At 38.3% G+C, this 23,366-nt stretch carries 17 protein-coding genes, 1 pseudogene and 1 riboswitch; of the genes and pseudogenes, 8 read left to right on the top strand and 10 right to left on the bottom strand.

Going from position 1 to position 23,366, the window contains the following annotated elements; genetic code table 11:
- Window positions 1–85 precede the first annotated feature (85 nt).
- The 7 genes from CRJ00_RS12875 to CRJ00_RS12845 form a co-directional block, all read right to left on the bottom strand.
- Entirely contained in the window at window positions 86–1,441 is a 1,356-nt protein-coding gene (locus CRJ00_RS12875; RefSeq protein WP_083206665.1) for an MFS transporter, read from the bottom strand.
- Window positions 1,442–1,791: 350 nt separating this feature from the next.
- Window positions 1,792–2,133, bottom strand: coding sequence for a four-helix bundle copper-binding protein (locus CRJ00_RS12870; RefSeq protein ID WP_038330913.1), 342 nt, complete (start codon window positions 2,131–2,133; stop codon window positions 1,792–1,794).
- 105 nt (window positions 2,134–2,238) lie between these two features.
- Window positions 2,239–2,802, bottom strand: a complete 564-nt coding sequence (locus CRJ00_RS12865; RefSeq protein WP_152606065.1) for a hypothetical protein — start codon at window positions 2,800–2,802, stop codon at window positions 2,239–2,241.
- A gap of 35 nt (window positions 2,803–2,837) precedes the next feature.
- Window positions 2,838–3,227, bottom strand: a complete 390-nt coding sequence (locus CRJ00_RS12860) for a hypothetical protein (RefSeq protein WP_038330908.1) — start codon at window positions 3,225–3,227, stop codon at window positions 2,838–2,840.
- A gap of 57 nt (window positions 3,228–3,284) precedes the next feature.
- Entirely contained in the window at window positions 3,285–4,226 is a 942-nt protein-coding gene (locus CRJ00_RS12855; protein ID WP_038330906.1) for a cation diffusion facilitator family transporter, read from the bottom strand.
- An 87-nt stretch (window positions 4,227–4,313) separates the two neighbouring features.
- Window positions 4,314–6,725 (bottom strand): heavy metal translocating P-type ATPase, encoded by a 2,412-nt coding sequence (locus tag CRJ00_RS12850; RefSeq protein WP_038330904.1) that lies wholly within the window; start codon window positions 6,723–6,725, stop codon window positions 4,314–4,316.
- Window positions 6,726–6,814: 89 nt separating this feature from the next.
- Window positions 6,815–7,378 carry a helix-turn-helix domain-containing protein gene (locus tag CRJ00_RS12845; protein ID WP_038330902.1) on the bottom strand — a complete coding sequence of 188 codons (564 nt, stop codon included), beginning with the start codon at window positions 7,376–7,378 and terminating at the stop codon, window positions 6,815–6,817.
- Window positions 7,379–7,589: 211 nt separating this feature from the next.
- Here CRJ00_RS12845 and CRJ00_RS12840 point away from each other — a divergent pair, with 211 nt between their 5' ends.
- The 6 genes and pseudogenes from CRJ00_RS12840 (at window position 7,590) to CRJ00_RS12815 (ending at window position 13,711) form a co-directional block, all read left to right on the top strand.
- Window positions 7,590–8,435, top strand: coding sequence for an RteC domain-containing protein (locus tag CRJ00_RS12840; protein ID WP_038330900.1), 846 nt, complete (start codon window positions 7,590–7,592; stop codon window positions 8,433–8,435).
- Window positions 8,436–8,697: 262 nt separating this feature from the next.
- Window positions 8,698–8,826, top strand: a complete 129-nt coding sequence (locus tag CRJ00_RS12835) for a hypothetical protein (protein WP_257213780.1) — start codon at window positions 8,698–8,700, stop codon at window positions 8,824–8,826.
- Between the two features lie 37 nt (window positions 8,827–8,863).
- Complete coding sequence (locus CRJ00_RS12830) at window positions 8,864–9,145, top strand: helix-turn-helix domain-containing protein (RefSeq protein WP_038331140.1); 282 nt, start codon at window positions 8,864–8,866, stop codon at window positions 9,143–9,145.
- Window positions 9,146–9,250: 105 nt separating this feature from the next.
- Entirely contained in the window at window positions 9,251–10,741 is a 1,491-nt protein-coding gene (locus CRJ00_RS12825) for a DUF3945 domain-containing protein (RefSeq protein ID WP_038330898.1), read from the top strand.
- Window positions 10,742–10,743: 2 nt separating this feature from the next.
- Window positions 10,744–12,828 (top strand): type IA DNA topoisomerase, encoded by a 2,085-nt coding sequence (locus CRJ00_RS12820; RefSeq protein WP_038330896.1) that lies wholly within the window; start codon window positions 10,744–10,746, stop codon window positions 12,826–12,828.
- Window positions 12,828–13,711, top strand: a pseudogene (locus tag CRJ00_RS12815) (ORF6N domain-containing protein). The gene CRJ00_RS12820 and the pseudogene CRJ00_RS12815 overlap by 1 nt, the downstream one beginning before the upstream one ends.
- A 46-nt stretch (window positions 13,712–13,757) precedes the next feature.
- Here the strand turns inward: CRJ00_RS12815 and CRJ00_RS12810 are convergent.
- The 3 genes from CRJ00_RS12810 to CRJ00_RS12795 all read right to left on the bottom strand — a co-directional run bounded on the left by CRJ00_RS12810 (window position 13,758) and on the right by CRJ00_RS12795 (window position 17,210).
- Window positions 13,758–14,678 (bottom strand): helix-turn-helix domain-containing protein, encoded by a 921-nt coding sequence (locus CRJ00_RS12810; protein WP_038331139.1) that lies wholly within the window; start codon window positions 14,676–14,678, stop codon window positions 13,758–13,760.
- A 13-nt stretch (window positions 14,679–14,691) separates the two neighbouring features.
- Entirely contained in the window at window positions 14,692–15,588 is an 897-nt protein-coding gene (locus tag CRJ00_RS12805; RefSeq protein WP_038330895.1) for an NmrA family NAD(P)-binding protein, read from the bottom strand.
- Window positions 15,589–15,887: 299 nt separating this feature from the next.
- The gene (locus CRJ00_RS12795) at window positions 15,888–17,210 is read right to left on the bottom strand and encodes a voltage-gated chloride channel family protein (protein ID WP_084106827.1); all 1,323 of its coding nucleotides are present in this window, start codon (window positions 17,208–17,210) and stop codon (window positions 15,888–15,890) included.
- 30 nt (window positions 17,211–17,240) lie between these two features.
- A riboswitch (Fluoride riboswitch) is annotated at window positions 17,241–17,307 on the bottom strand.
- Window positions 17,308–17,484: 177 nt separating this feature from the next.
- On the opposite strand from CRJ00_RS12795, the gene CRJ00_RS12790 reads away from it, so the two are divergent.
- Both CRJ00_RS12790 and CRJ00_RS12785 read left to right on the top strand, forming a co-directional pair.
- Window positions 17,485–17,922 carry a DUF1896 domain-containing protein gene (locus CRJ00_RS12790; RefSeq protein WP_038330892.1) on the top strand — a complete coding sequence of 146 codons (438 nt, stop codon included), beginning with the start codon at window positions 17,485–17,487 and terminating at the stop codon, window positions 17,920–17,922.
- Entirely contained in the window at window positions 17,909–23,365 is a 5,457-nt protein-coding gene (locus CRJ00_RS12785) for an N-6 DNA methylase (protein WP_038330890.1), read from the top strand. Before CRJ00_RS12790 ends, CRJ00_RS12785 begins: the two co-directional genes overlap by 14 nt.
- Window position 23,366: the final 1 nt, after the last annotated feature.

The raw sequence follows: 23,366 nt of genomic DNA, 5'->3' as shown, positions 1-23,366 counted from the left end.
GAATTGTAAAATTGTATTGTTGATGCAATGCAAAACCCCCATTGTAATTATTACAACGGGTGTCTGTTCCTCTAATTTTATAAGGTTACTTTTGACTATTTGGAACGCTCAATACGATAATAGTACCAAGAATTGCAGGAATTGCCCATACTGCGAAATTAGCAAAGTTGGACAGTTCTGATGCGATAAGAATACCGCCAAGAATGATTGCAACTGCTGCACCTATACGACCTACTGCAAGGATAGTACCTAAAGCTGTACCACGAGTGGCATCGGGATAATAGGTAGCGATAAAGCCATTCAACAAAATTTGTGCACCTATGGAGCCGAAACCAACTACGGCTACAAGCAAGTAAGTAAGGCTCATAGACCATCCATTACCGTCGCCTGTACTAAAGCCAAGAGCCATTAGGAATAATGCAATGCCTGCCATCGCAAATGCCGCTGAAACAACTCTTTTTGCTCCGAACTTGTCTGCCAATGGGGAAGCAATTAGCGAACCTGCTACTGCTCCAGCATTCGTGACCAACAAGAACGTTAATGCTGAAGTAGCCGAATAACCTGCAATAGTTAATAACGTAGGCAACCACGTATTAAGTCCATAGATTAAAATCTGACCAGAAATAGCTGCGAGCAAAAACACAATTGTAATCAATGCCCAGCGACCTGTAAAGATTGCCAATAAAGGATTGCGTTTTTTTTCGACTTGCCGAACTTCTTTTTTAATTGGCGAAGTTGGTTCTATGGGTGTTAAGCCATATTCTGCTATAATTGTATCTGCTTCTCTAATGCGACCTTTTGATCTTAAATATACCGGACTTTCAGGGAGATAATAGAGTAATAGTGGTACAACGGTAATTAATGGCAATGCACCGATCCCTAACATTCCACGGAAACCAATTGTTTCTACTAAACCGATAGCCAACAATGCGGCGAAAATACCTCCCATAGAATAACCGGAAAACATTAAAGCGTTATTGAAATTTTTACGCCCTGCTCTTGAAAACTCTACTGTTGTAGCTACTGCTGTAGGGATTACACCACCGAGACCTAAACCAGAAATAAAGCGAAAAAGCCCGAACAGAAACGGTGTAGGAGCCAACGCCGTCGCAATCATAAAGAGAGAAAAAAATGTGACTGCTCCAATTAAAACTTTTCTACGTCCAATTAAATCTGTAAGGTAGCCAACAGTAAGTGACCCTATTGCCATTCCCACAAGAGCCAGACTATTTATAGAGCCTGTTTCAGCGGTAGTTAACCCCCATGCTTCATAAGCTAGAATAGATTTTACTATTGTTCCGTATACTACTAAATCATAGCCATCAAATACTAAGACGATAAATGCTAATGCAATAACAATGGATGGGGATTTTTTTATTTTAGTTTTAGAGTGATTGGACAAACCTGTCTCAAGGGCACTCTCTTGAATATTTTGTTTCATTATTAATATTTGTAAGAATTAAAAAATTGTTTATCAATTTGAGTTGGATTGGTATTTGCCAAACCCAGAAAAAGTAAAGTGTATTATCGGGTTTGAATATAGTCCTCAACAGTGACAACAACAATCAGATTTCTCACTGTGGTAGTGAGTTAATCCAAAAATAATTCTATTAATAATGTTCAACATTTTGTTTTTACTTTAATTATAACTTCTATACTGCAAATTTCGGTATTGCAACCAAGCTTTCCATTATACTTTTCTTTATTAGTTTTATGATATTTACTGATTGTACAAGACATAAAAAAAAGAGGATGTAATACCCTCTTTTTTTTAGAAAAATACTTATTAGATTATGCTGCCATCATTTCTTCACAAGCTTGAGCACATTTTCTACAAGCTTCGGCACATTCTCTACAATGCTCCATTCCCATAGCAACATGTTTTTCACATTCTTCAGCACAAGCGTTGCAAATTTCCATACAAAGTTTGCAAATGTCTTTACTAAATTTACCGTCAAGACTTAGAATATTGGCTGCTGCCTGACAAATTGCAACACATTCTAAATTGAGTTGAATACATTTTTTTAGATGAGCTACTTCTTTCTCATTTAAGCAAGCAATAGCACACTGGTTACAGATCGCCACACAGTCAAGGCAGGCTTCTATACACGATTGGAATTTTGTCTGTATCATATCTATATATTTTTGTGAATACTAAATTTAAAACAAAATAAAGTCATTTTAGTTCTTTTTAAGTTAACTTTAATAAACTTCAACGGTATTTTTATAGGTTCTACATCAACATTCCTTTAATATATTCAACTGCAAATACTGTTCCTTAATAAAAATAGCCTCTTTCAATTTGTCATATCGGCTGGGTAATTGTTCTGAAATTTGATAGTAATTTTTGAGTATGATATTTTTTCTAATATATATTGTTCTCAACAAACTTATCTCAGACACCAGATTTTTCCTATCATTCTTATTTTTTATACTTAATCCAATCAGTTCATAAATCTTATCAAGTTCCTCTGCTATTACTAATTCCAATACCGTATTAATCCCACCAAAGAAACTAAAAAACTTACTTTTAGAAATGTTGGCAACTGAGGTAATATCAGATATTTTAACGTCTTGTATGTTCTTTTTCATCAGAACTGTCCTTATATTTCCAATAGCTTGGTATACAAGGCTAGCATTTCTTCTATCAATATTCGTCATATGAAAAATTCCTCCATTTATTTTGACCATACACAAATCTAGTTGTCTGCAAGGTAGCAAAAGTGCAATTTGACTATTAACAATTGTAATTTTTACGGATTTTGGGCAAATAAAAAGCGGTAGTTCCTTTTCAGAAACCACCGCTTTAGCAAACGCAATAAAGCTACTCGACCTTATTATTTTTTCAACTTGTCCGCAGGCGGATTATAATCAGGTAAAGAGGTTACCCTTACCGTATCTACCCCAGTAATATCCCAGGTAATAGGAATCATCGTCATATACTCGCATTTAGGACACATATCACCTTCAGAGCCTACCATTTCTTTATGTCCGGGACAACCGGTAATCAAGTGTCCGTGTGCATCGATCAATTCACCTTTTTCATTTCTGTCTTTGCCCGCAATTTTATCGACAGACTTCTCAACTTGTTGTTCTGTAGCATGGTTATGTCCATCGCCTTCTGCGTGTGCGTGTCCATCTTTTCCTGCTTTTGTATCACCTCCACAAGCAGTAAAGAAAATGGCTAAAGAGGCTAAAGCCGATATCATTAATTTGTTCATTTTCATTTTATTTATTTTTTAAAGATTAAAGCTTATTTAAGTACTATTGAATGATTCTTAAGTTTAATGCTGATGGTCATGTGCTGAAGGAACAGCTTTTACATTACATAATATTGAATTATCATGTTGATGTTGGGGTGTCTCTAATTGAATAGTTACGTGATTAATACCTAAATGTTCCAATTCATGTTCTATTTTCCGAAGAAGTGTCTCACTTTGACCTATTGTCATTTGTTCATCTACCACAGCGTGACAAGTAAGCGCATTTAACCCACTTGTAATTGTCCAAATATGCAAATCGTGAATAGCTTGGACACCCTCGGTTTTTAAGATTTCTTCTGTTACCTTCTCAATTTCGATATTATCGGGTGTCCCTTCCATCAATACATGAACAGATGATTTGGTAACCAGATATCCACTTCTTAAAACCAAGACAGAGACGATAATACTTGCTAAAGGATCTGCCCAACCCCATCCGAAAAACATAATAAGTAAGGCTGCGATAATTGCCCCTACAGATCCTAGCATATCACTGATGACATGCAGATAGGCACCACGCATATTGAGGTTTTCTTTTACATCCGCTCCACGCATCATTATCCAGGCCACTAAGATATTAACCAGTAATCCTATAAATGCTACAATCAACATTCCGCTAGACTGGATTTCTGGCGGACTCTGAAAACGTTCAACAGCCTCATAGATAATATATCCAGAAATCAATATTAGTGTTGCACCGTTGATAACGGCTGCCAATATTTCAAAGCGTTTATATCCATAGGTTTTAGCATAATCGGCTATTTTGCTACTGAATTTAAAAGCCATTAATGCAATGAATAGTGAAATGGCATCACTTAACATGTGTCCAGCATCCGCTAATAAAGCAAGACTATTTGTCAAAAATCCTCCCACAACTTCTACAGCCATATAAGCTGTAATAATCACCAAACTAATGGTTAGTGTCTTTTTGTTTGCGCTATGCGAGTGATTATGCTCTTGTCCCATAATTTTATAATTATTGTTTTGCTGCTGCAAATATCAGCAGCAAAACGTGTTAAACTATTTCGATATTTTTTGTTTGATTTGTAAGATTTACTTCTTCCACTTCAAACGCAAACTGTTACTAACCACACTTACACTACTTAAAGCCATCGCAGCTCCTGCAATCATCGGATTCAATAAGAAACCATTAATTGGATACAATATACCTGCTGCAATTGGAATGCCTATAAGGTTGTAAATAAAGGCCCAGAACAAGTTTTGTTTGATGGTAGCTACTGTTTGTTTAGACAATCTGATCGCTTGTGGAATCTTAGTCAAATCGGAAGAGATGATGGTCATTTTTGCTACGTCCATCGCAATATCCGAACCTTTACCCATTGCGATACTTACATCGGCTGTTGCCAAAGCGGTACTATCGTTGATACCGTCACCAACCATTGCAACTACTTTGCCTTGGGCCTGTAGTTCTTTTACAAATTCTGCTTTCTGATGTGGTAATACTTCAGCTTTGTAATGACCAATTCCAGTTTGCTCGGCAATAGCTTTTGCTGTGGCTTCATTGTCGCCAGTAAGCATATACAGATCAATACCCATATCTTGCAATTCTTTGATTGCAGCTACTGAAGTTTCTTTGATTTTATCAGAGATAGCCACTACAGAAAGTGCTTCTTTACTATTGGCAAACCAAATTACCGTTTTTGATTCTTTACCCCATTCATCAGCTTGAGATTGTAACTGAGCAGGAATACTAATGTTATTTTCAAACAATAACTTTTTGTTTCCAACATAGTAAGTTTCGTTATTGTAGTCGGCTTTTGCACCTTTACCTGTAATACTGTCAAATCCACTCAAACTTACGGTTGATATACCTTCTAAGTTTTTCACCACCGCTTCTGCCAATGGATGTTCTGATTGTTTTTCGATACTCAACAAAATATTTTTAGTCGTATCATCATTGTTCAACCACGTAATACCGGTTACTTCTGGCTTACCTTCGGTAATGGTTCCTGTTTTATCTAAAATGATAGCTTGCACTTTTTTAGCCAATTCCAAACTTTCAGCATCTTTAATTAAAATACCACTCTCAGCCCCTTTACCTACTCCCACCATAATAGCTGTTGGTGTAGCTAAACCTAAAGCACAAGGACAAGCAATAACCAATACTGTAACAGCTGCTAACAGACCTTGTACCACACCATTGTCACCGCCTAAAATTAACCATAGAATAAAGGTAAAAATAGCGATACCAATAACCACGGGAACAAAAATACCTGCAATTTTATCAACCAGTTTTTGCACTGGTGCTTTACTACCTTGTGCATCTTGCACCATTCTGATGATTTGTGCCAACATAGTTTCTTTACCCACTTTCACGGCTTCAAATTGGAAGCTTCCTTTTTGATTGATGGTTCCGGCAAATACTTTTTCTTTCTCTTTTTTCAATACAGGAACGGGTTCGCCACTCAACATACTTTCATCCACATAAGAATTACCAGATATCACCATTCCGTCCACTGCGATTTTCTCACCTGGCTTTACTAAAATAATATCGCCAGCATTTACATCTTCAATAGCCGTTTGTTTTTCTGTCCCATCTTTTTGAATGACGATAACGGTTTTAGGCTGTAATCCCATCAATTTTTTGATAGCAGTCGAAGTATTTCCTTTTGCTTTTTCTTCCAATAATTTACCTAAAAGAATGAAGGCTATAATAACCGCTGCGGCTTCAAAATACACGTGGGGGTGAATGCCTCTTGCCATCCAGAAATCCATAAACACCATATTGAAAACACTGAACAGATAGGCGATACCGGTGCTCAACGCTACTAAAGTATCCATATTGGCAGATTTATTTTTGGTTTGCTTCCAGGCATTGATAAAGAAATCACGACCAATCCATAACACTACCGGAGTAGAAAATACCAACATAATTTCATTGGCATAAGGCATATCCATAAAGAACATTCCTATAACAACTACAGGTAATGATAGAATGATCGCCCAGGTGGTTTTATTTTTTAACTGTTTGAATTTCTTTTCGTGGATGGCTTCTAAAGTTTCCTGTTGTTTAGACTCATCTTCAATCAACAAGTCATAGCCTCCAGCTTGAACAGCTTTTCGAATAGCATTGGCATCTGTCATATTTGGAAAATATTCAACAGATAGATTACCAGTAGCAAAGTTTACAGATGAATTAACCACGCCTGGCACATAACGCACCACACTTTCTGCACTACCTGCACATGAAGCACAAGTCATCCCCAAAACCGGAAAACTAGCTTTTACTGTTGGTACACCATAACCTAAATCTCTTATGGCATTTACAGCATCAGCGACTACTTCTTCATCCTTAACCGTAATAGCCGCTCTGTGATTATTTATTTCTACTTTGTGACTTTCAACTCCCTTTACTTGTGCAAGTCCTTTTTCTACGATTAATGCACAATGTTCGCTTTCTACATCCTCTAGAGGTATGTAAATTATTTCTTTATTTGTTGCCATATTTCGATTGCTTTATTTTACAATACAAAATTGACAATAAATTGATAGATATTTATTGTGAAATTATGGGTTTGATTTGTAAGATTTACTTAAACCTCATCTAAAGGCTTACGTTTGTCTTCTCGAATTTGTTTAAAATGGCTAGGTGTAAGACCTGTTACCTTCTTGAACTGATTACTTAGATAAGCCACACTTGAATAGTTCATGCGATCGGCAATTTCACTTAATGATAACTCATCATAAACTAAAAGTTCTTTTACTTTTTCTACTTTTTGAGCTATAAAATATTTTTCAATAGTTGTACCCTCAATATCAGAAAACAAATTAGAAAGATAATTATAATCATTATGTAATGCATCACTTAAAACATCGGAAAGATTTGTTTTTACGTCATTGTCCTGATGATGTACCAATTCAATGATAACGTTTTTTATCTTCTCAATCATGCGACTTTTCTTGTCATCAATGACCTGAAAACCTAAGGGATCTAACGCACTTTCTATTGCTTCTCGTTCTTTTGTAGTCAGATCTTTCACGAGAGAAACTTCTCCCAATTTTATATTACTAGCCTCTAAACCGAGCTTATCGAGTTCGTTCTGAACAACGAGAATACAGCGGTTGCAGACCATATTTTTTATAAACAATGTCCCCATATATCACAAAGTCAGTTTTTAATTTACATAAATACACAAATACAAATTTATGATTAATAATTTAGTATTTATCGTTTATGGGTGGTTAAGTGATAAACCGCCGATGAAAAACGATTAAAATCTTTCCCATTGTAGGGACACATTGGTTATTAAATTACTATTTATTGGTAAAATTTGTGTGATACCGATATTGATAGTAAAATCTTCCTTTATGAGAAAGTCAATAAACAATATTGTTAGCGAAATTCAGGAGCAAGAACGGAAACTCTCAGTCACGTGCTCGGGACTAATTGAAGAAGCTTTTCAAATGACGGTCTTTCTTCAGGAGCTATTGGTTTCGGCAAAAGAATATGTGTTAAGTTCGGGATTTGAGAACGAGGCAAAAGAGATTGAATTCTTTAAAATGACTAAGCCCCAAATCCTCGGAAAGCTAATTTACTATAATAAACTGTACCGGATAGAAACCTCGTGCCCGGTCAATAATGGAAAAATCTACCGCAACTATTTCTCGAAACATTTAACAGAGCTGAAGATTGAGTTCAGGGAACATATCTGCAATTCCCACTTTTACCGATACTACCGTTCAGGCAGAATAGATAAAGATCAAGAATATTTTAAACGGGGGCAGATAAATTACCTCGAAGGGCTTAATAGTTATGTGTTTGAAATCGACCCGCTTTTCTCAACCTATTACGATTACAAATTAGCTCGTATTCTCTCCAACGACCTGTTATATGCCTACCTCTTAACCAAAATCAGTCCCGAAGAAAACTCTGATACATTTTTCAGCAGCACCAGCGAAATTAAAGAGCTATCTTGGACGGACAGCAAGAATGCTTTGATTGAGCTAACGTATGCCCTATACGCATCTGGTGCTATTTCGGACGGTAAGTTAGGCATCCGGAAGCTCACTGCTATTTCACAAGTGTTGTTTCGAATACCACTGACCGATGTGCATCACGCATTCCACCGGATGAAAACCCGTGCAGGTTCTCGAACCTTGTTTTTAGATCAGTTGAAACAGGCATTGGAAGAATATATGGATAAAGACTTATAAACACTCCAATCAATAAAGAGTTTGAAAGCGATACGCATCCCGTATTGCTTTTTTGTGTTTGCATCTGCCCATATATGCCAACTGGCATAAGGGCTTGTTTTACCATGGCTCAAATCGGAAAATCTAACGAAAGCCTTATTTAATAAGGCTTTCCGTCAAATTGTAAAATTTTCAAAAAACCGCTAAACCAATTGGCAAGGCTTGGCAGACAAACACTGCCACCTTTCTCAATTTTGCATTGTAAACATTAAAGAGCAATGCGATGAAAATTATAACTATTGAAGCAGCAGCAGGGATACAGCTTAATAACTGGATAAATACTATTGCTGATTATCTACAAAGGCTGAATGATACAAGCTATGATGACTTATGGCAAAAGGCAGAAAGCTGAAAACAGACAAAAAAATAAATCCTTAAAAACATGTGCTATGAATATTGATAGAATGGAATTTATATCGTGGATGGAACGCATCATGGACAGATTTGATATGTTGGGCGACAATATTAACGATTTAAAAAAGAAACGAAATACCATTGATGGAGAGGAACTACTCGACAATCAGGATATTTTGCAAATGCTGAAAGTCAGTAATCGTTCTCTGCAACGTTATCGCTCTATTGGGAAGCTCCCATATTACACGATTAGCGGGAAATTGTATTATAAATTATCAGATGTACATCAGTTTATCAGAGAGAGCTTTAATAAATAGAACAGAACGCCAATGAAAGCCAAACATTTCCATTGACTGCCACTTTAGGCTAAGCAGGAAGCACTTCCTTTACTTTCGGCATAAAAACTTTAAAATTTTCAGATTATGAGCGAAGAAACAAAGAAACAGGAAACTTCCGAGCAATCTGTTCAGAACGTACCAGAACAACTGTCGGACATACTGTTAATATTGGATAAGGAAAAAATGAAAATCCAAGCCGTAAAGAGCATTGACGAAAACGGCAAAATGGAAACCGTTGACCCTACCAAAAAGAACCAATCTGATTTTATGCGTGTGGACAAACACGGCGATTTCGTTTCCAATTTCCTATCCAATTTTTGGAGACAGCTAAAAGATCCTACCAATTTCACATTCTTTAAAGTGCCGGCAGGAGAAGCTGTAGAAAAGGCAAAAAAATTTCAAAAGCAGGTAGATAACCCTACACCGGAGGGTAAAAAAGAAATGGAAAAACACGAGGTGAAAAATGAACCCGAAAAAGAACAAAAACAAGAAAATAAAAATGATATGGCAACAACACACACAACACCAGAAACAAACGAATACCGTTTCAAGCCGGAACAGATTGATTGGGAAACAATGAACAATCTCGGATTAAGCAAGGAATACCTTGAAAAAAAGAACCTCCTTGAACCATTATTGAAAGGTTACAAGACTAATGAGCTTGTACCTATTAGTATTAATCTTGGCGGTGCAGTAGTACGCACAGATGCCCGTTTATCGTTACAGCCTACACCAGATGGAAGTATCGTGGCGGCAGTACATGGTATCAGACGTGAACCCAACCTAAACTTTGAGTTCTTTGGACACAAGTTTAACGAAGAAGACAAAAAGAACTTGCTCGATACGGGTAATATGGGGCGTGTGGTAGATTTGAAAAATCCCAAAACAGAAGAAATGATGCCGTCCATTATCAGTGTGGACAGGCTTACCAATGAGCTGATTGCTTTAAAAACAGAATTTATCAAAATCCCTGATGAATTAAAGGGGATAAAACTGAACGATGTGCAAAAGCAAACCTTAATGGAGGGGAAACCTCTGTTTATCGAGGGAATGATTTCTACAAAGGGAACCACCTTTGATGCAAATGTTCAGTATAATGCTGACAAAAGATTTGTTGAGTTTTTGTTTGACAGAAACAACAATAACCAGCAATCCCAAAATAAGCAACAAAGTAATAAGCAAACCAGTCAACAAAAGCAATCGCACGAAGCTCCGAGAACTTTCAGAGGTAAGGAACTGACTGATGAGCAGTACAACAAATTCAAAGACGGACAAACCGTATATATTGAGTTGAAAGACAAAAAGGACCAGCCCTACCAGGGTTACATCACTTTCAATAAACAAGATGGAAAAACCAATTTTGAGTTCCCAAATCAATATAAGGAACGTGTAAAACCTACCGAAGCTCACAAAACACAAACTGCGGTTAATTCTGAAGGAAAAACCAACGAAGCAACCAAAAATGTGAAAGAACCTTTGCAAAAAGAACAGCAAAAACCGAAGAATGAAAAGCAACAGGAGCAACAGGAAAAACCGAAAGCTCCAGCAAAATCAAAAGGTAAAAAAGTGAGTTAATTATGAAAACAGTTATCGCAGAAAAACCAAGCGTAGCAAGAGAAATAGCCAGCCTGTTGGGAGCATCTGATAAAAAAGACGGCTACTTAACGGGTAATGGCTATTTTATTACGTGGGCATTCGGTCATTTAATTGGCTTAGGAATGCCCGAAGATTACGGGATTTCGGGGTTTGATAAGACTTCATTGCCTATCCTCCCGAACCCGTTCATATTGACCGTTAGAAAGGTCAAAAAAGACAAGGGCTACCAAGCCGATACGGGAGCATTAAAGCAACTGAAAATCATCAAAGAATTGTTCAACAAAAGCGACAGCATTATCGTTGCTACCGATGCAGGACGTGAGGGCGAGTTGATTTTTAGGTATATTTACGAGCATCTAAAATGCTGTAAACCCTTTGAGCGACTTTGGATTAGTTCACTTACCGAAAAGGCAATCAAGCAAGGCTTTGATAGCTTGAAAGACGGCAAAGAATTTGACGGATTGTATCAGGCTGCGCAAGGCAGAAGCCGGGCCGATTGGTTGGTGGGCATCAATGCTACACAAGCATTGAGTATTTCGGCAGGCAATGGTATTTATTCGTTAGGTAGGGTGCAAACGCCTACATTGGCTCTTATTTGTAAACGCTATTTGGAAAACAAAAATTTCTCTATTAAGAAGTATAGGCAAATTCAGCTATCACACAACAAAGAAAATGTTGATTTCAAAAGCCTTTCCAAAACCAAATGGGAAAACCAAAAACTTGCCGATGATACATTGAAAGCCATTCAGCGAAGCGATACGGCAACAATTACATCGGTAGAAACCAAAAGCGTTACAGAGCAACCGCCTTTGTTGTTTGACCTTACAGGACTGCAAAAGGAAGCTAATAAAAAGCTCAACCTTTCTGCCGAAGAAACCCTGAATATTGCCCAAAGCCTTTACGAAAAGAAGTTTATCACTTACCCACGCACCGGAAGTAAATATATCCCTGAAGATATGTGGGCTGAAATTCCCAACCTTGTAAGAGCATTGCAGAATAATGAGCAATTTAAACAAGCGGTATCAAAAGTAAAATGGGGTCGGTTTAATAAGCGTATCGTAAACGATTTACGTGTGACAGACCACCACGGTTTACTTATTACCGACAAAATTCCGTCTGCTCTCAAAACGGACGAAACGAAAGTTTATAATATGATTGCCTTTCGACTGCTCGAAGCCATATCACAACCTTGTATCAAAGAAGTAACAGATATAGCGTTGCAAGTATCGCATTACGATTTTACGTTGAAAGGCTGTAAAGTTTTGGAAGCAGGTTGGCGTTTGATAAAGGGAACTTTCTCGGACGAAGACACTGAACCAATTCAGGACTTACCCGATTTAAAAAAAGGTGACGAACTGAACATTAAGGAAGCCATTTGTTTAGAAAAGAAAACCAAACCGCCTGTGCTTTATACAGAAGCCGGGCTATTGTCGGCAATGGAAAATGCAGGAAAGGAAATTGAAAACGAGGACGAACGGAAAGCCCTGCAAAATATCGGTATTGGCACGCCTGCTACAAGGGCAGCGATAATCGAAACGCTGTTTACCCGCAACTATATCCAACGAGAAAAGAAATCCCTGATACCCACTGAAAAAGGATTGCAGGTATATGAACTAGTAAAAGACCGCAAAATTGCAGATGTGGCAATGACCGCTGAATGGGAACTTGCCTTGCAGAAAATAGAAAACAATGAAGCTGATGTCGGAGCATTTCAAACAGAAATGGAAAAATATGCAATATCTATTACCGATGAACTATTGCAAACTTCCATTGCTCAAAACAACCTGCCTAAACTGAATTGCCCGAAATGTAAAAGCCAGCAACTCATCATCCGGGATAAAATTGTAAAGTGCCCTGATGAAGTTTGTAATTGGATACAGTTCCGTAATGTGTGTGGCGTACAAATTAGGATAGCCGATATTGAAAGTCTTATCAATAAAGGTAAAACTTCACTTATTAAAGGAATGAAAAGCAAGGCAGGAAAGAAGTTCGATGCCTTTATCATATTGGATGAAGAATACAAAACCTCTTTTGAATTTGAAAAAAACAAAAGTTACAAAAAGTAATGGAAAACAAACCTACCATTAGCACAATGGAAATCAAGAGCCTGATTTATTCCTTACGTGGAAAGCAAGTAATGCTAGATAGCGACCTCGCTTCCTTACACCAAGTGGAAACAAAGAACCTCAACAAAGCGGTAAAAAGAAATATGAAAGGTTTCCTATTTCATTTTGCTTTCAATTGACAGATGAAGAATTTGAAAACTTGAGGTTCCAAATTGGAACCTCAAGTTTAAACTATGGTGGAAGACGTTATCTACCTTATGCTTTTACCGAACAAGGTATTGCAATGGCATCTGCTATACTTCGTTCACATATTGCTATTAAAGTGAGCGTTGAAATTATGGAAGCTTTCGTAGAAATGAGAAGAATGCTAATCAGTAACGCCTCTTTATTTCATCGTTTGGATAAGATTGAATTGAAGCAATTACAAGCCGATCAAAAATTTGAGAAAATCTTTAAGGCTTTGGAAAACGACAAGCTCCACAGCGAAAAAGGTATCTTTTACAACGGACAGGTTTTTGATGCCGATGCTTTTGTTTCTGATATTATCCGTAGTGCTGGAAATTCCATTATCCTGCTTGATAATTATGTGGATGATACGGTGCTGACCTTATTGAGTAAGCGCAATACAAATGTAGCCTCCACCATACATACCAAATCTATCAGCAATCAATTACGGCTGGATTTACAACGGTACAACATCCAATATCCTCCCATTATTGAGATTGAGATTTTCTCCGATGCTCACGACCGATTTTTGATTATTGACGATACGGAACTTTACCATATCGGGGCATCACTCAAAGACCTGGGCAAAAAATGGTTTGCCTTTTCACGAATGGATATTGAAGTTTGCAGGATGCTTCAAATATTGAATAAACAATAAAAACCTCTCGTTTCTATAAAGAGTTTGTTTATACCATTCTCAAATTTCAATTGAATGATTTTCTAAATTCTAAAGGAGATTGGTTAGTCTTACTTTTGAATATTCTATTAAAAGATTGAGAATGCTCAAAACCTAATCCATATGCAATTTCACTAACCGTCAAATCTGTTGTTGAAAGTTTTTCTTTAGCTTTTAAAATCAGTTTATCGTGAATGTGTTGCTGCGTGGTCTGTCCTGTCAATATTTTAAGTAAGCCACTTAAATAGTTTGGCGACACGTTTAATTTATCCGATACATATTGAACTGTAGGAAGTCCTCTTGAAGCCAGATCGTTGTCGTTAAAGTAATCGTTTAATAATTTATCCAGTCTGTCCAGGATTTGATGATTAGTGATTTTTCTTGTCAGAAACTGCCGCTCATAAAACCGTTCGGCATAATTGAGCAACGTTTCTATTTGTGAAATAATAATATGCTGGCTGAACTTATCCATATTCGTGTGATACTCCTGCTGAATACCCAGAATAATATTCTTCAATAGTAATTCTTCCTTTTCCGATAGGAATAATGCCTCGTGTACATCATAACCAAAGAACTCGTATTTTAAGATCTTATCAGCGAGGCTCGTATGCCATAAAAAGTCAGGGTGAACAAGCAATATCCACCCTGAAAAATCGGGCGTTGCCTCTTTATCTATTTCAAAACTAAATAACTGCTTCGGTGCAGAAAAATACATAATCCCCTCATCAAAGTCATATTCCTGTTGCCCATATATTGCCTTAGAATACGAAGACCGTTTGAGCGATATGGAATAAAAATCGAGCATCCATCTATAATCACATACGTTGCCTATATGTCGAATGTCGGCACAATTAATCACACTGATAAGAGGGTGCTGTGGCTTGGGCAACTCCCTGACCTTATGGTATTCGCTAATGGTTTTTATTCGATATGTAGGCTTATTTTGCACAGTATAAAGATATTTATTTTTTATTGAAGACGGTTGCAAATTCGCCTGCAAAATCGGTCAATTTTACTTTACCCAATGATTGCGGTTTGTACAAATTGTAATCTTCGTAGGCATCCGTTCTTCGGCTGGCGTTCATTTCTGTATAACCTTTGGCAACCTGTGGATTGAAACCAATAGCCAACAGAGCATTTAAAAATTGTTCATCAGAAACCATCTGCCATTTCAGATCGGGTTTTCCAATTGCCTCGCCCAGCACTTGAGCCACTTTGTTTGGAGAAACTTCATCGCTGGCAATATAACGAATTGTCCTGCCGTTAAATGGTTTTTCCATCTCTTCTACAATGGCACTGGCAATATCTAAAGGCGAAACCCAAGGTTCTTTTTTATCGCCACCATAATTTTGGATAATTGCCCCCTGTGATTTGATAGCAGGTATAAATGCAAACATGTTATAGTAAAAGCCAACAGGTCGCATTTCTTTCAGGGAAACCGATTCCGGTAATTCTTTTAAAATCTGCTCTACCTCATAATGAATTCGGAGCATTCCGTTTCCGTGATCTGTATGTGCACCGATACTGCTCAAATGCACCACTTTGGTTACACCTGCCAATAGAATAGCCTGTACGTAAATATTAGCTATCCTTATCCTGTGTGCGTAAACATCGATAGTTTTATTGAAATAATTTGCGGGCGGTTCCATCAGATAAACGATGTTTGCACCTGTAAAAGTTTTCACAAGAAAACCTACGTCTTCAAGCGAGCCAACAGCAGGAACTGCCCCAATAGCTTCGATCTCATTTTGTCTGCCGACATTACTGCTGATAACCGTTACGGAATGTCCTTTTGCTACCAACCCTTCTGCAAGTGGTTTTCCGATATGCCCTAAAGAACCTGTCAATACAATTTTCATATTTTAAAATTTAATTATTGACAAAGTTCAGTGGTTTAAAAATCCGGGATGTAACCAAATCTATCTTTGTTGTAACCGAAAAAATAAGTATAAAAATTTCTCTATATCAACGACCGTTTTTAAATTATTGACAAGACAGAGCTTTACCACATCGGGTCATCACTCAAAGACCTCGGCAAAAAATGGTTTGCCTCTTCCCGAATGGATATTGAAGTCGGCAGGATGCTTCAAATATTGGGTAGTCAGTAAGTGTGTTAGCAATTTAAGTGGATTTAATATTTTTATCCTTTACAAATTGTTTATTTATGATTTCCATTGAGTTCAGTTAAGCGTTTTCCTTGGTGATTTGAAAATCTGCGGTTCTTTGGTTCGCCAATCATTTGTTTACCGTAAATACTAGTGTGGCCTGACAAGAGATACGAAATTACACAAGCGATAGCTACATATACACCACATTCAACACCAAATAGTTCAATTGCCATAATAATACAAGCTAATGGTGTATTGGTTGCTCCTGCAAATACAGCAACAAATCCCATTCCTGCCAAAAGTCCTGTTGGTAACGGAATGAATAAACTTATAGTATTTCCCAAAGTTGCTCCGATAAAGAATAACGGCGTTATTTCGCCGCCTTTGAAACCTGCCGAAAGTGTGATAATAGTAAAAGCCATTTTCAACGCAAAATCATATGCAGGTAATTGTTGGTCAAACGAGTGAACAATAGTTGGAATACCTAACCCAATGTATTTTGTTGTGCCGATTGCCCAAACCGCAAAAGCCACAATCACTCCGCCAACTAAGGGACGAAAAGGAGCAAATTCAATTTTTGATTTAAAAATCGCACTTGTTTTATGAATGACCTTGCTAAATGTTGCGGAACATAACCCAAAAATAATCCCTGCAATAATTGCATATATAATATTTAGAAATGAAATGTTGGGTACAAAATTGATGTGATAATGTGTGTGATGTGTCTGCCAAAGTTTGGTAACTAAATCGGCAATAATTCCTGCGGCAAATGCAGGAAAAATAGCATCATATTTCAGTCGTCCGATTAGAAAAACTTCCAAACCAAAGACTGCACCTGCTAATGGTGTTCCGAATACGGAGCCGAAACCTGCGGAAATAGCCGAAATAATTAAAATTTTTCGTTCGCTCTCTGTCAATCGAAAAGGTTTGACAAATTGGTCGGCAATAGCACCCGCCATTTGTAAAGCCGTCCCCTCACGTCCTGCCGAGCCGCCAAAAAAATGCGTAGCAATAGTTCCGATATACACATACGGAGCCATTCGGAACGAGATAATTTCTTTTGGATTGTGAATGGTGTCAATAAGCAAATTATTTCCTGCTTCAATGTCTTTGCCCAAATAGTAATAGAGCAAACCGATGAAAAAACCACCAATTGGCAATAATGCAATTAACCATAAATGATTTTCACGATAATTTGTAACCCAGTCCAATGATTGCAGAAAACCTGCTGAAGCACTACCAACACAAAGTCCGATAAGCAAACATAAAAATGTCCATTTAAGGATGTAGGAAATTGAAGGATACTTTCTGAAAAATACTTTCGTAGATAAATTGATTTTTTGACCGAATGACTTTTTGTTATTTATTGACATAACCAACCCGATTAAAATGTTAAACATTTAATTTAATCAGGCGTCATCAGCTTTTAAAAGCGGTTGGGTAAGGAAGAACACCATTTCCTTTTGGAACGACAAATGTATTAAAAAAATATTATAATATATCTGCCGTAAAGAAATATCCTTTTTGTCTTTTCATTCTATTACGCCAAATACCGCCTCTCAACGCCAAACCTTGCAACATTCACAAAGGCATTTGCTTCCGCTTATAATTTTAGGCTTCAAGCAAAATTCTAAACAAAATTATAGTATGAGTACACAGCAAAAAGACCTATCGTATTTCAGGTTACGACTGCAAGAATTATTAAACAGCAGCTTCCCTGAAAAGGCACACGACCAAAAGTTTATCGACCAACGTTCATCGTGGGCTGCCAATGCTTATGAGGTGGCTTTCCGTTCGGGAAACGTAGTTGAGCAATGCAACGAGATTGCCAATTATATCCTGTTTGAAAATCTGCATTTCTCCAAATTCGATACGGTTTTCCAAGTCGTATGCAATGAGTTTGATACCCTAATGGCAGACGAAGAACTACGACCGTTCGCTCTTAAAATGTTCACCGTCTGTGAGCCTGTTTTCTCCAACTATAAATTAACTGATGATTTCGCTTACACCTATGAGTTTGATGCTCTTTATACCGAAGTAACTGGAACCATTGCAATATGGATAGAGAAAAATGGGCTTCAGTAAAAAGCAACATCTCCAACAAAACATTGATGCCTTACGAATTGCTTTTAAACTGGAAAAGGAGAACCGTCAAGCCACCGTAGGCGAAAGACTGCTAATGATGCAATACAGCGGATTTGGCGGTCTTAAATTCGTGCTGAACCCCATAGCGGATGATATAGACATCAACCATTGGAGAAAAACCGAACATAACCTTTTCCCGATTGTGCAGGAACTCCACCAACTGCTAAAAGAAAATCCCCAAGACGAAAAGCAATACCGCAGGTACGTGGACAGTATGAAAAGCTCGGTACTAACCGCTTTTTATACACCACCGCAGGTGATAGATGCCATTTCGCAATCAATGCGTGATAAGGGTTTGCACATTGACAAGTTCCTTGAACCATCGGCAGGTATCGGATCATTTGTCGAATCCTTTGCAGGGAACGAAACCAAAGTTACAGCCTATGAAAAAGATGTGCTCACAGGAAAAATATTAAAACAGCTTTATCCCGAAAGCACTGTCCGTATAAGCGGTTTTGAAGAAATACCCGAAAAAGAACAAAACAGTTACGATGTTGTTGCCAGCAATATCCCTTTTGGCGATACTTCTGTTTTTGACCTTTCGTATTCTCGTAGTAAAGAGAGTGCAAAAGTTCAGGCTGCCCGAAGCATTCACAATTATTTCTTTCTGAAAGGTAACGATATGCTCCGTGAGGGCGGTTTACAGGCTTTTATTACCTCACAAGGGATTTTAAACAGTCCGAATAACGAGCCTATACGCAGAGCGTTGATGGAAAACAACGATTTGGTATCCGTAATTCGCTTACCCAATAATCTATTTACTGATTATGCAGGTACTGAGGTCGGCAGTGATCTTATCATTCTCCAAAAGAATACAGCAAAACAAAATCTGACCGAAAGAGAAGATTTATTTTGCCAAAGTACGAAAACAGGCTACGGTACGCCAAGCAATGCTTTGTTAGATAAAAGTGGACAAATTGTACATACACATTGGAAAGTAGCTACCGACCCTTACGGGCAACCTGCTTTAATCTATACACACAACAAGGGTGTTGAGGGCATTGCAAATAGCCTTGAACAGATGCTTTCCGATGATTTTGGAAAGCATTTAAACTTGTCTTTGTACAAAGAAAAACGGAATGATGAACCTATTGTTCAAATTCCGACACAGCCCATTGTTACACCTCCAGTTATTGAACGTGAAATTCAAGAGCGTGAAATCATTCAGCCGGAACAACATCGTTTAACACAATCAGCCATCATACTGGAAAGTCCGCAGGAATTAAAACAGTTAAGCATTTTCGACCTGTTTGAAAATGATGATGAAAACATAGCGGTTTTAACTCCACCAAAGAAAGCAACGAAATCTAAAAAGCAAACTACCAAAAAACAACGGGCTAACATTGGTCGCCAAATCGACCTGTTCAGTTCAGCAATGCAGCAACCTTATACGCCTTCAGTTTCCAATGGCTCGGTCAATAGAACCGTTCCACCCAACGGAACAAAACAGGAAATTATTCGCGATTTATTTTCGCAGTCTAACGGAAATGACCAGGCTGATAAACCAGCTATTTCCGTACCTGTTCTTGCAGCCATTCCTAAGCCTGCTCCGTATAGTGGCGAATTGCAATCGTTCCATCGTAACGATTGCCTTGTGGTTGATAATGGTTGGGTAGGTCATTTACAGGAAGTAGATAAAGTGGATAAAACTGCAATGTTCTACCCATTGCAATTACCTTCTTTACAGAAAGCAAGAGCCGAAGCGTATATCGGAGTACGTGATATTTACCAACAGCTTTACAATAAAGAAGCGGAACTACAAACCGAACATAAGGCAGAAAGAGAAAATTTAAACCAACTGTACGATGCTTTTGTAAAAAGGTACGGTAGTCTGAACAGTGCCGATAATATCAAGCTGATTAAGACGGATAGTGCCGGAAAAGAAATCCCTTATTTGGAGCGTGTAAAAGGGAGTGTTATCCATAAAGCGGATATTTTCAGCCATCCTGTAAGTTTTTCCACGACAACATTAGCAACCGATAATCCCGAAGAAGCATTAGCATCCTCATTGAATAAATACGGAAGTGTTGATTTGGACTATATGTCCGAAATCAGCAGTATGTCTGCAGATGCCTTGAAAGATGCTCTGCACGGTCGTATTTTTTATAATCCCCTGCAAAGTGAATACGAAATTTCCGAACGCTGGATAGCCGGTAACGTGGTAGAAAAAGCACAGGAAATAATAGAATATGTAGAAAGCAATCCCGAAAATACCGAAGCAAAGCACAGCCTTATGGTATTGGAAGAAGCCCGACCAAGACGTATCGAATTTGAGGAACTGGACTTTAACCTTGGTGAACGCTGGATACCCACAGGTATTTATGCCAAATTTGCTTCGCACCTGTTCGATGCGGAAGTGAATATCCATTATTCCGACAGTTCCGATAATTTTTCCGTAATCTGTAATCGGGGCAATCAAAATATATGGGTAAAATATGCGGTAAAGGCTGAAAGCAGGACGTTTGATGGCGTTGCTCTGCTCAAACACGCTCTTGTCAATACGACGCCCGATATCACCAAAAAAGTCGAAATAGACGGCAAGGAAGTCAAAGTAAAGGATATGGAAGCCATACAGATGGCAAACACTAAAATTGACGAAATACGTACCGCTTTTACCGATTGGTTACACGCACAGAGCAATGAGTTTAAAAAAAGGCTAACCGACCAATACAATGATAAGTTTAATTGTTTTGTTCGCCCAAACTATGATGGAAGCCATCAGGAGTTTCCGGGATTAGACCGTAAAGCATTGGGCATTGAAGACCTGTACGGAAGTCAAAAAGATGCCGTATTGATGATTAAACTCAATAACGGTGCTATCTGCGATCACGAAGTAGGTGCAGGAAAAACATTGATAATGTGTACGGCAGCACAGGAAATGAAGCGTTTGGGACTTGCTCATAAACCAATGATAATCGGGCTGAAAAGTAATGTGCACGAAATCGCCGAAGCCTATCGCACTGCCTATCCACACGCTAAAATCCTCTTTCCGGGCAAAGAAGATTTTACACCGCAAAAACGCCTGCGAATTTTCGGAGATATTAAAAACAACGATTGGGACTGTGTGATTTTAACACACGACCAATTCGGTATGATACCGCAATCGCCAGAAATTCAAAAGGAAATCCTCGAAATAGAATTGGATAATGTGGAGCGAAACCTCGATGCGATGCAGTCGCAGGGAGCTGAAGTAACAAGAGGTATGCTTGCCGGGTCCATTAAACGGAAAGAAAACCTCGAAGTAAAGCTAAAGACTTTACAGCACGATATTGAAAATCGCAAAGATGATATTGTCGATTTTAAAATGATGGGCATAGACCATTTATTTATCGACGAGAGCCATCAGTTTAAAAACCTGATGTTTAACACCCGTCACAGCCGTGTAGCTGGATTGGGTAACGTGGACGGTAGCCAAAAAGCGTTAAACCTGCTGTTTGCAATCAGAACCATACAGGAGCGTACCGATGCAGATATGGGTGCAACCTTTCTTTCGGGTACAACTATCAGCAATTCATTGACGGAATTGTACCTGCTCTTTAAATACCTGCGACCACGGGCATTGGAAAAACAAGGTATTAACTGTTTTGATGCGTGGGCAGCAATCTATGCCCGAAAAACGACTGACTATGAGTTTTCGGTTGCCAACAATATTGTGGCGAAAGAACGTTTTCGATACTTTATCAAAGTACCCGAGCTTGCACAGTTTTACTCGGAAATTACGGATTACCGTACTGCAAAGGATATTGGTATCGACCGACCTGTAAAAAATGAAATCCTGTATAACATTCCACCAACTCCCGACCAGGATGTATTTATTAAAAAACTGATGGAATTTGCCAAAACAGGAAATGCAGTCTTGTTGGGAAGACCGCCCTTATCTCCAACAGAAGAAAAAGCAAAGATGCTGATTGCTACGGACTATGCCCGTAAGATGTCATTAGATATGCAAATGGTAAGCGGAGCTTACAAAGACCATCCCGATAGCAAGGCTTCACATTGTGCAGGTAATATTGCCAAATATTACAACAAATTCAACGCACAGAAAGGAACGCAGTTCGTGTTCTCGGATTTGGGAACGTATAAGCCTAATGAATGGAATGTGTATTCCGAAATTAGACGCAAACTCGTGGAAGACCACGGTATACCTGCAAACGAAGTACGCTTTATACAGGAAGCAAAAACGGACAACCAACGTAAGGAACTGATTAAAGGAATGAATGAGGGCAAAATCCGTGTGTTATTCGGCTCAACAAGTATGCTCGGTACAGGTGTCAATGCACAGAAAAGAGCTGTTGCCATTCATCATCTGGACACACCTTGGCGACCAAGTGACCTTGCCCAACGTGATGGTCGAGCAATCCGCAAAGGCAATGAGATTGCCAAGTTCTTTGCCGATAATAAAGTAGATGTAGTTATCTATGCCGTTGAAAAATCACTAGATAGTTATAAGTTTAATCTGTTGTTCAATAAACAGTTATTTATCGACCAATTAAAATCCAATAATCTCGGTAAACGTACTATTGATGAGGGCAGTATGGACGAAAAATCGGGAATGAATTTCTCAGAATATGTAGCAATTCTTTCGGGAAATACTGACCTGTTGGATAAAGCCAAAGTAGAAAAACAGATTGCTGGATTGGAAAGCGAAAAACAGGCGTTTAACCGTTCCAAATCAAGTGCGAAATACAAGCTGGAAGATTTTACGGCAGAACTGGGTAAAGCTCAATCCCGCTTTGACAGGATGAGCCTTGATTGGACTAACCTTCAAGGACGTATTCAGAAAAAGCAGGACGGTACGATTATTAATGCTGTTCAGTTAGCCGACCTACCAGCTAATGCAAACCCAAAACAGATTGGAACTAAACTCAATGAGCTTGCGGACAAAGCTCGTACAGGTGGAGATTATGAAGAAATCGGAAATCTTTACGGTTTTCAGCTTTTGGTTAAAACCGAAGCCACACAAAAAGATAGTAGCAGTCTTGTAGAAAAACATAACCGTTTCTTTATTCAGGGCGAGGGAAATATCAAATATACCTTCAACAGTGGTGTAATGGCAAAAGAACCCGAAACCGCATCATTGAACTTTTTGAGGGCATTGGAAAAACTGCCAACTTACATAAAAAAAGAGCAAGAGAATATCATAGAGTTCCAAAAAGATATACCTATACTTCAGCAAGTAGTAAACGGAACCTGGGCAAAGGAAAAACGACTAAGCGAACTCAAAACCGAATTAGCAGGTATTGACCGGAAGATACAATTATCCCTTTCGCCAGATAAAAAAGCAGATGCTCTGGAGCAAGTGGAAAAGCAGAAAGAAACTCCAAAATTTCAGGAAGGCATTATACGGACAAAAGGTATTCATATACCTCGTAGTATATTTTAGT

The sequence above is a fragment of the Sphingobacterium sp. 1.A.4 genome (assembly GCF_002734245.1).
GTDB lineage: Bacteria > Bacteroidota > Bacteroidia > Sphingobacteriales > Sphingobacteriaceae > Sphingobacterium > Sphingobacterium tenebrionis.
The sequence above is the reverse complement of the archived record's forward strand: the minus strand, read 5'-3'. Positions and strand labels throughout refer to the sequence as shown.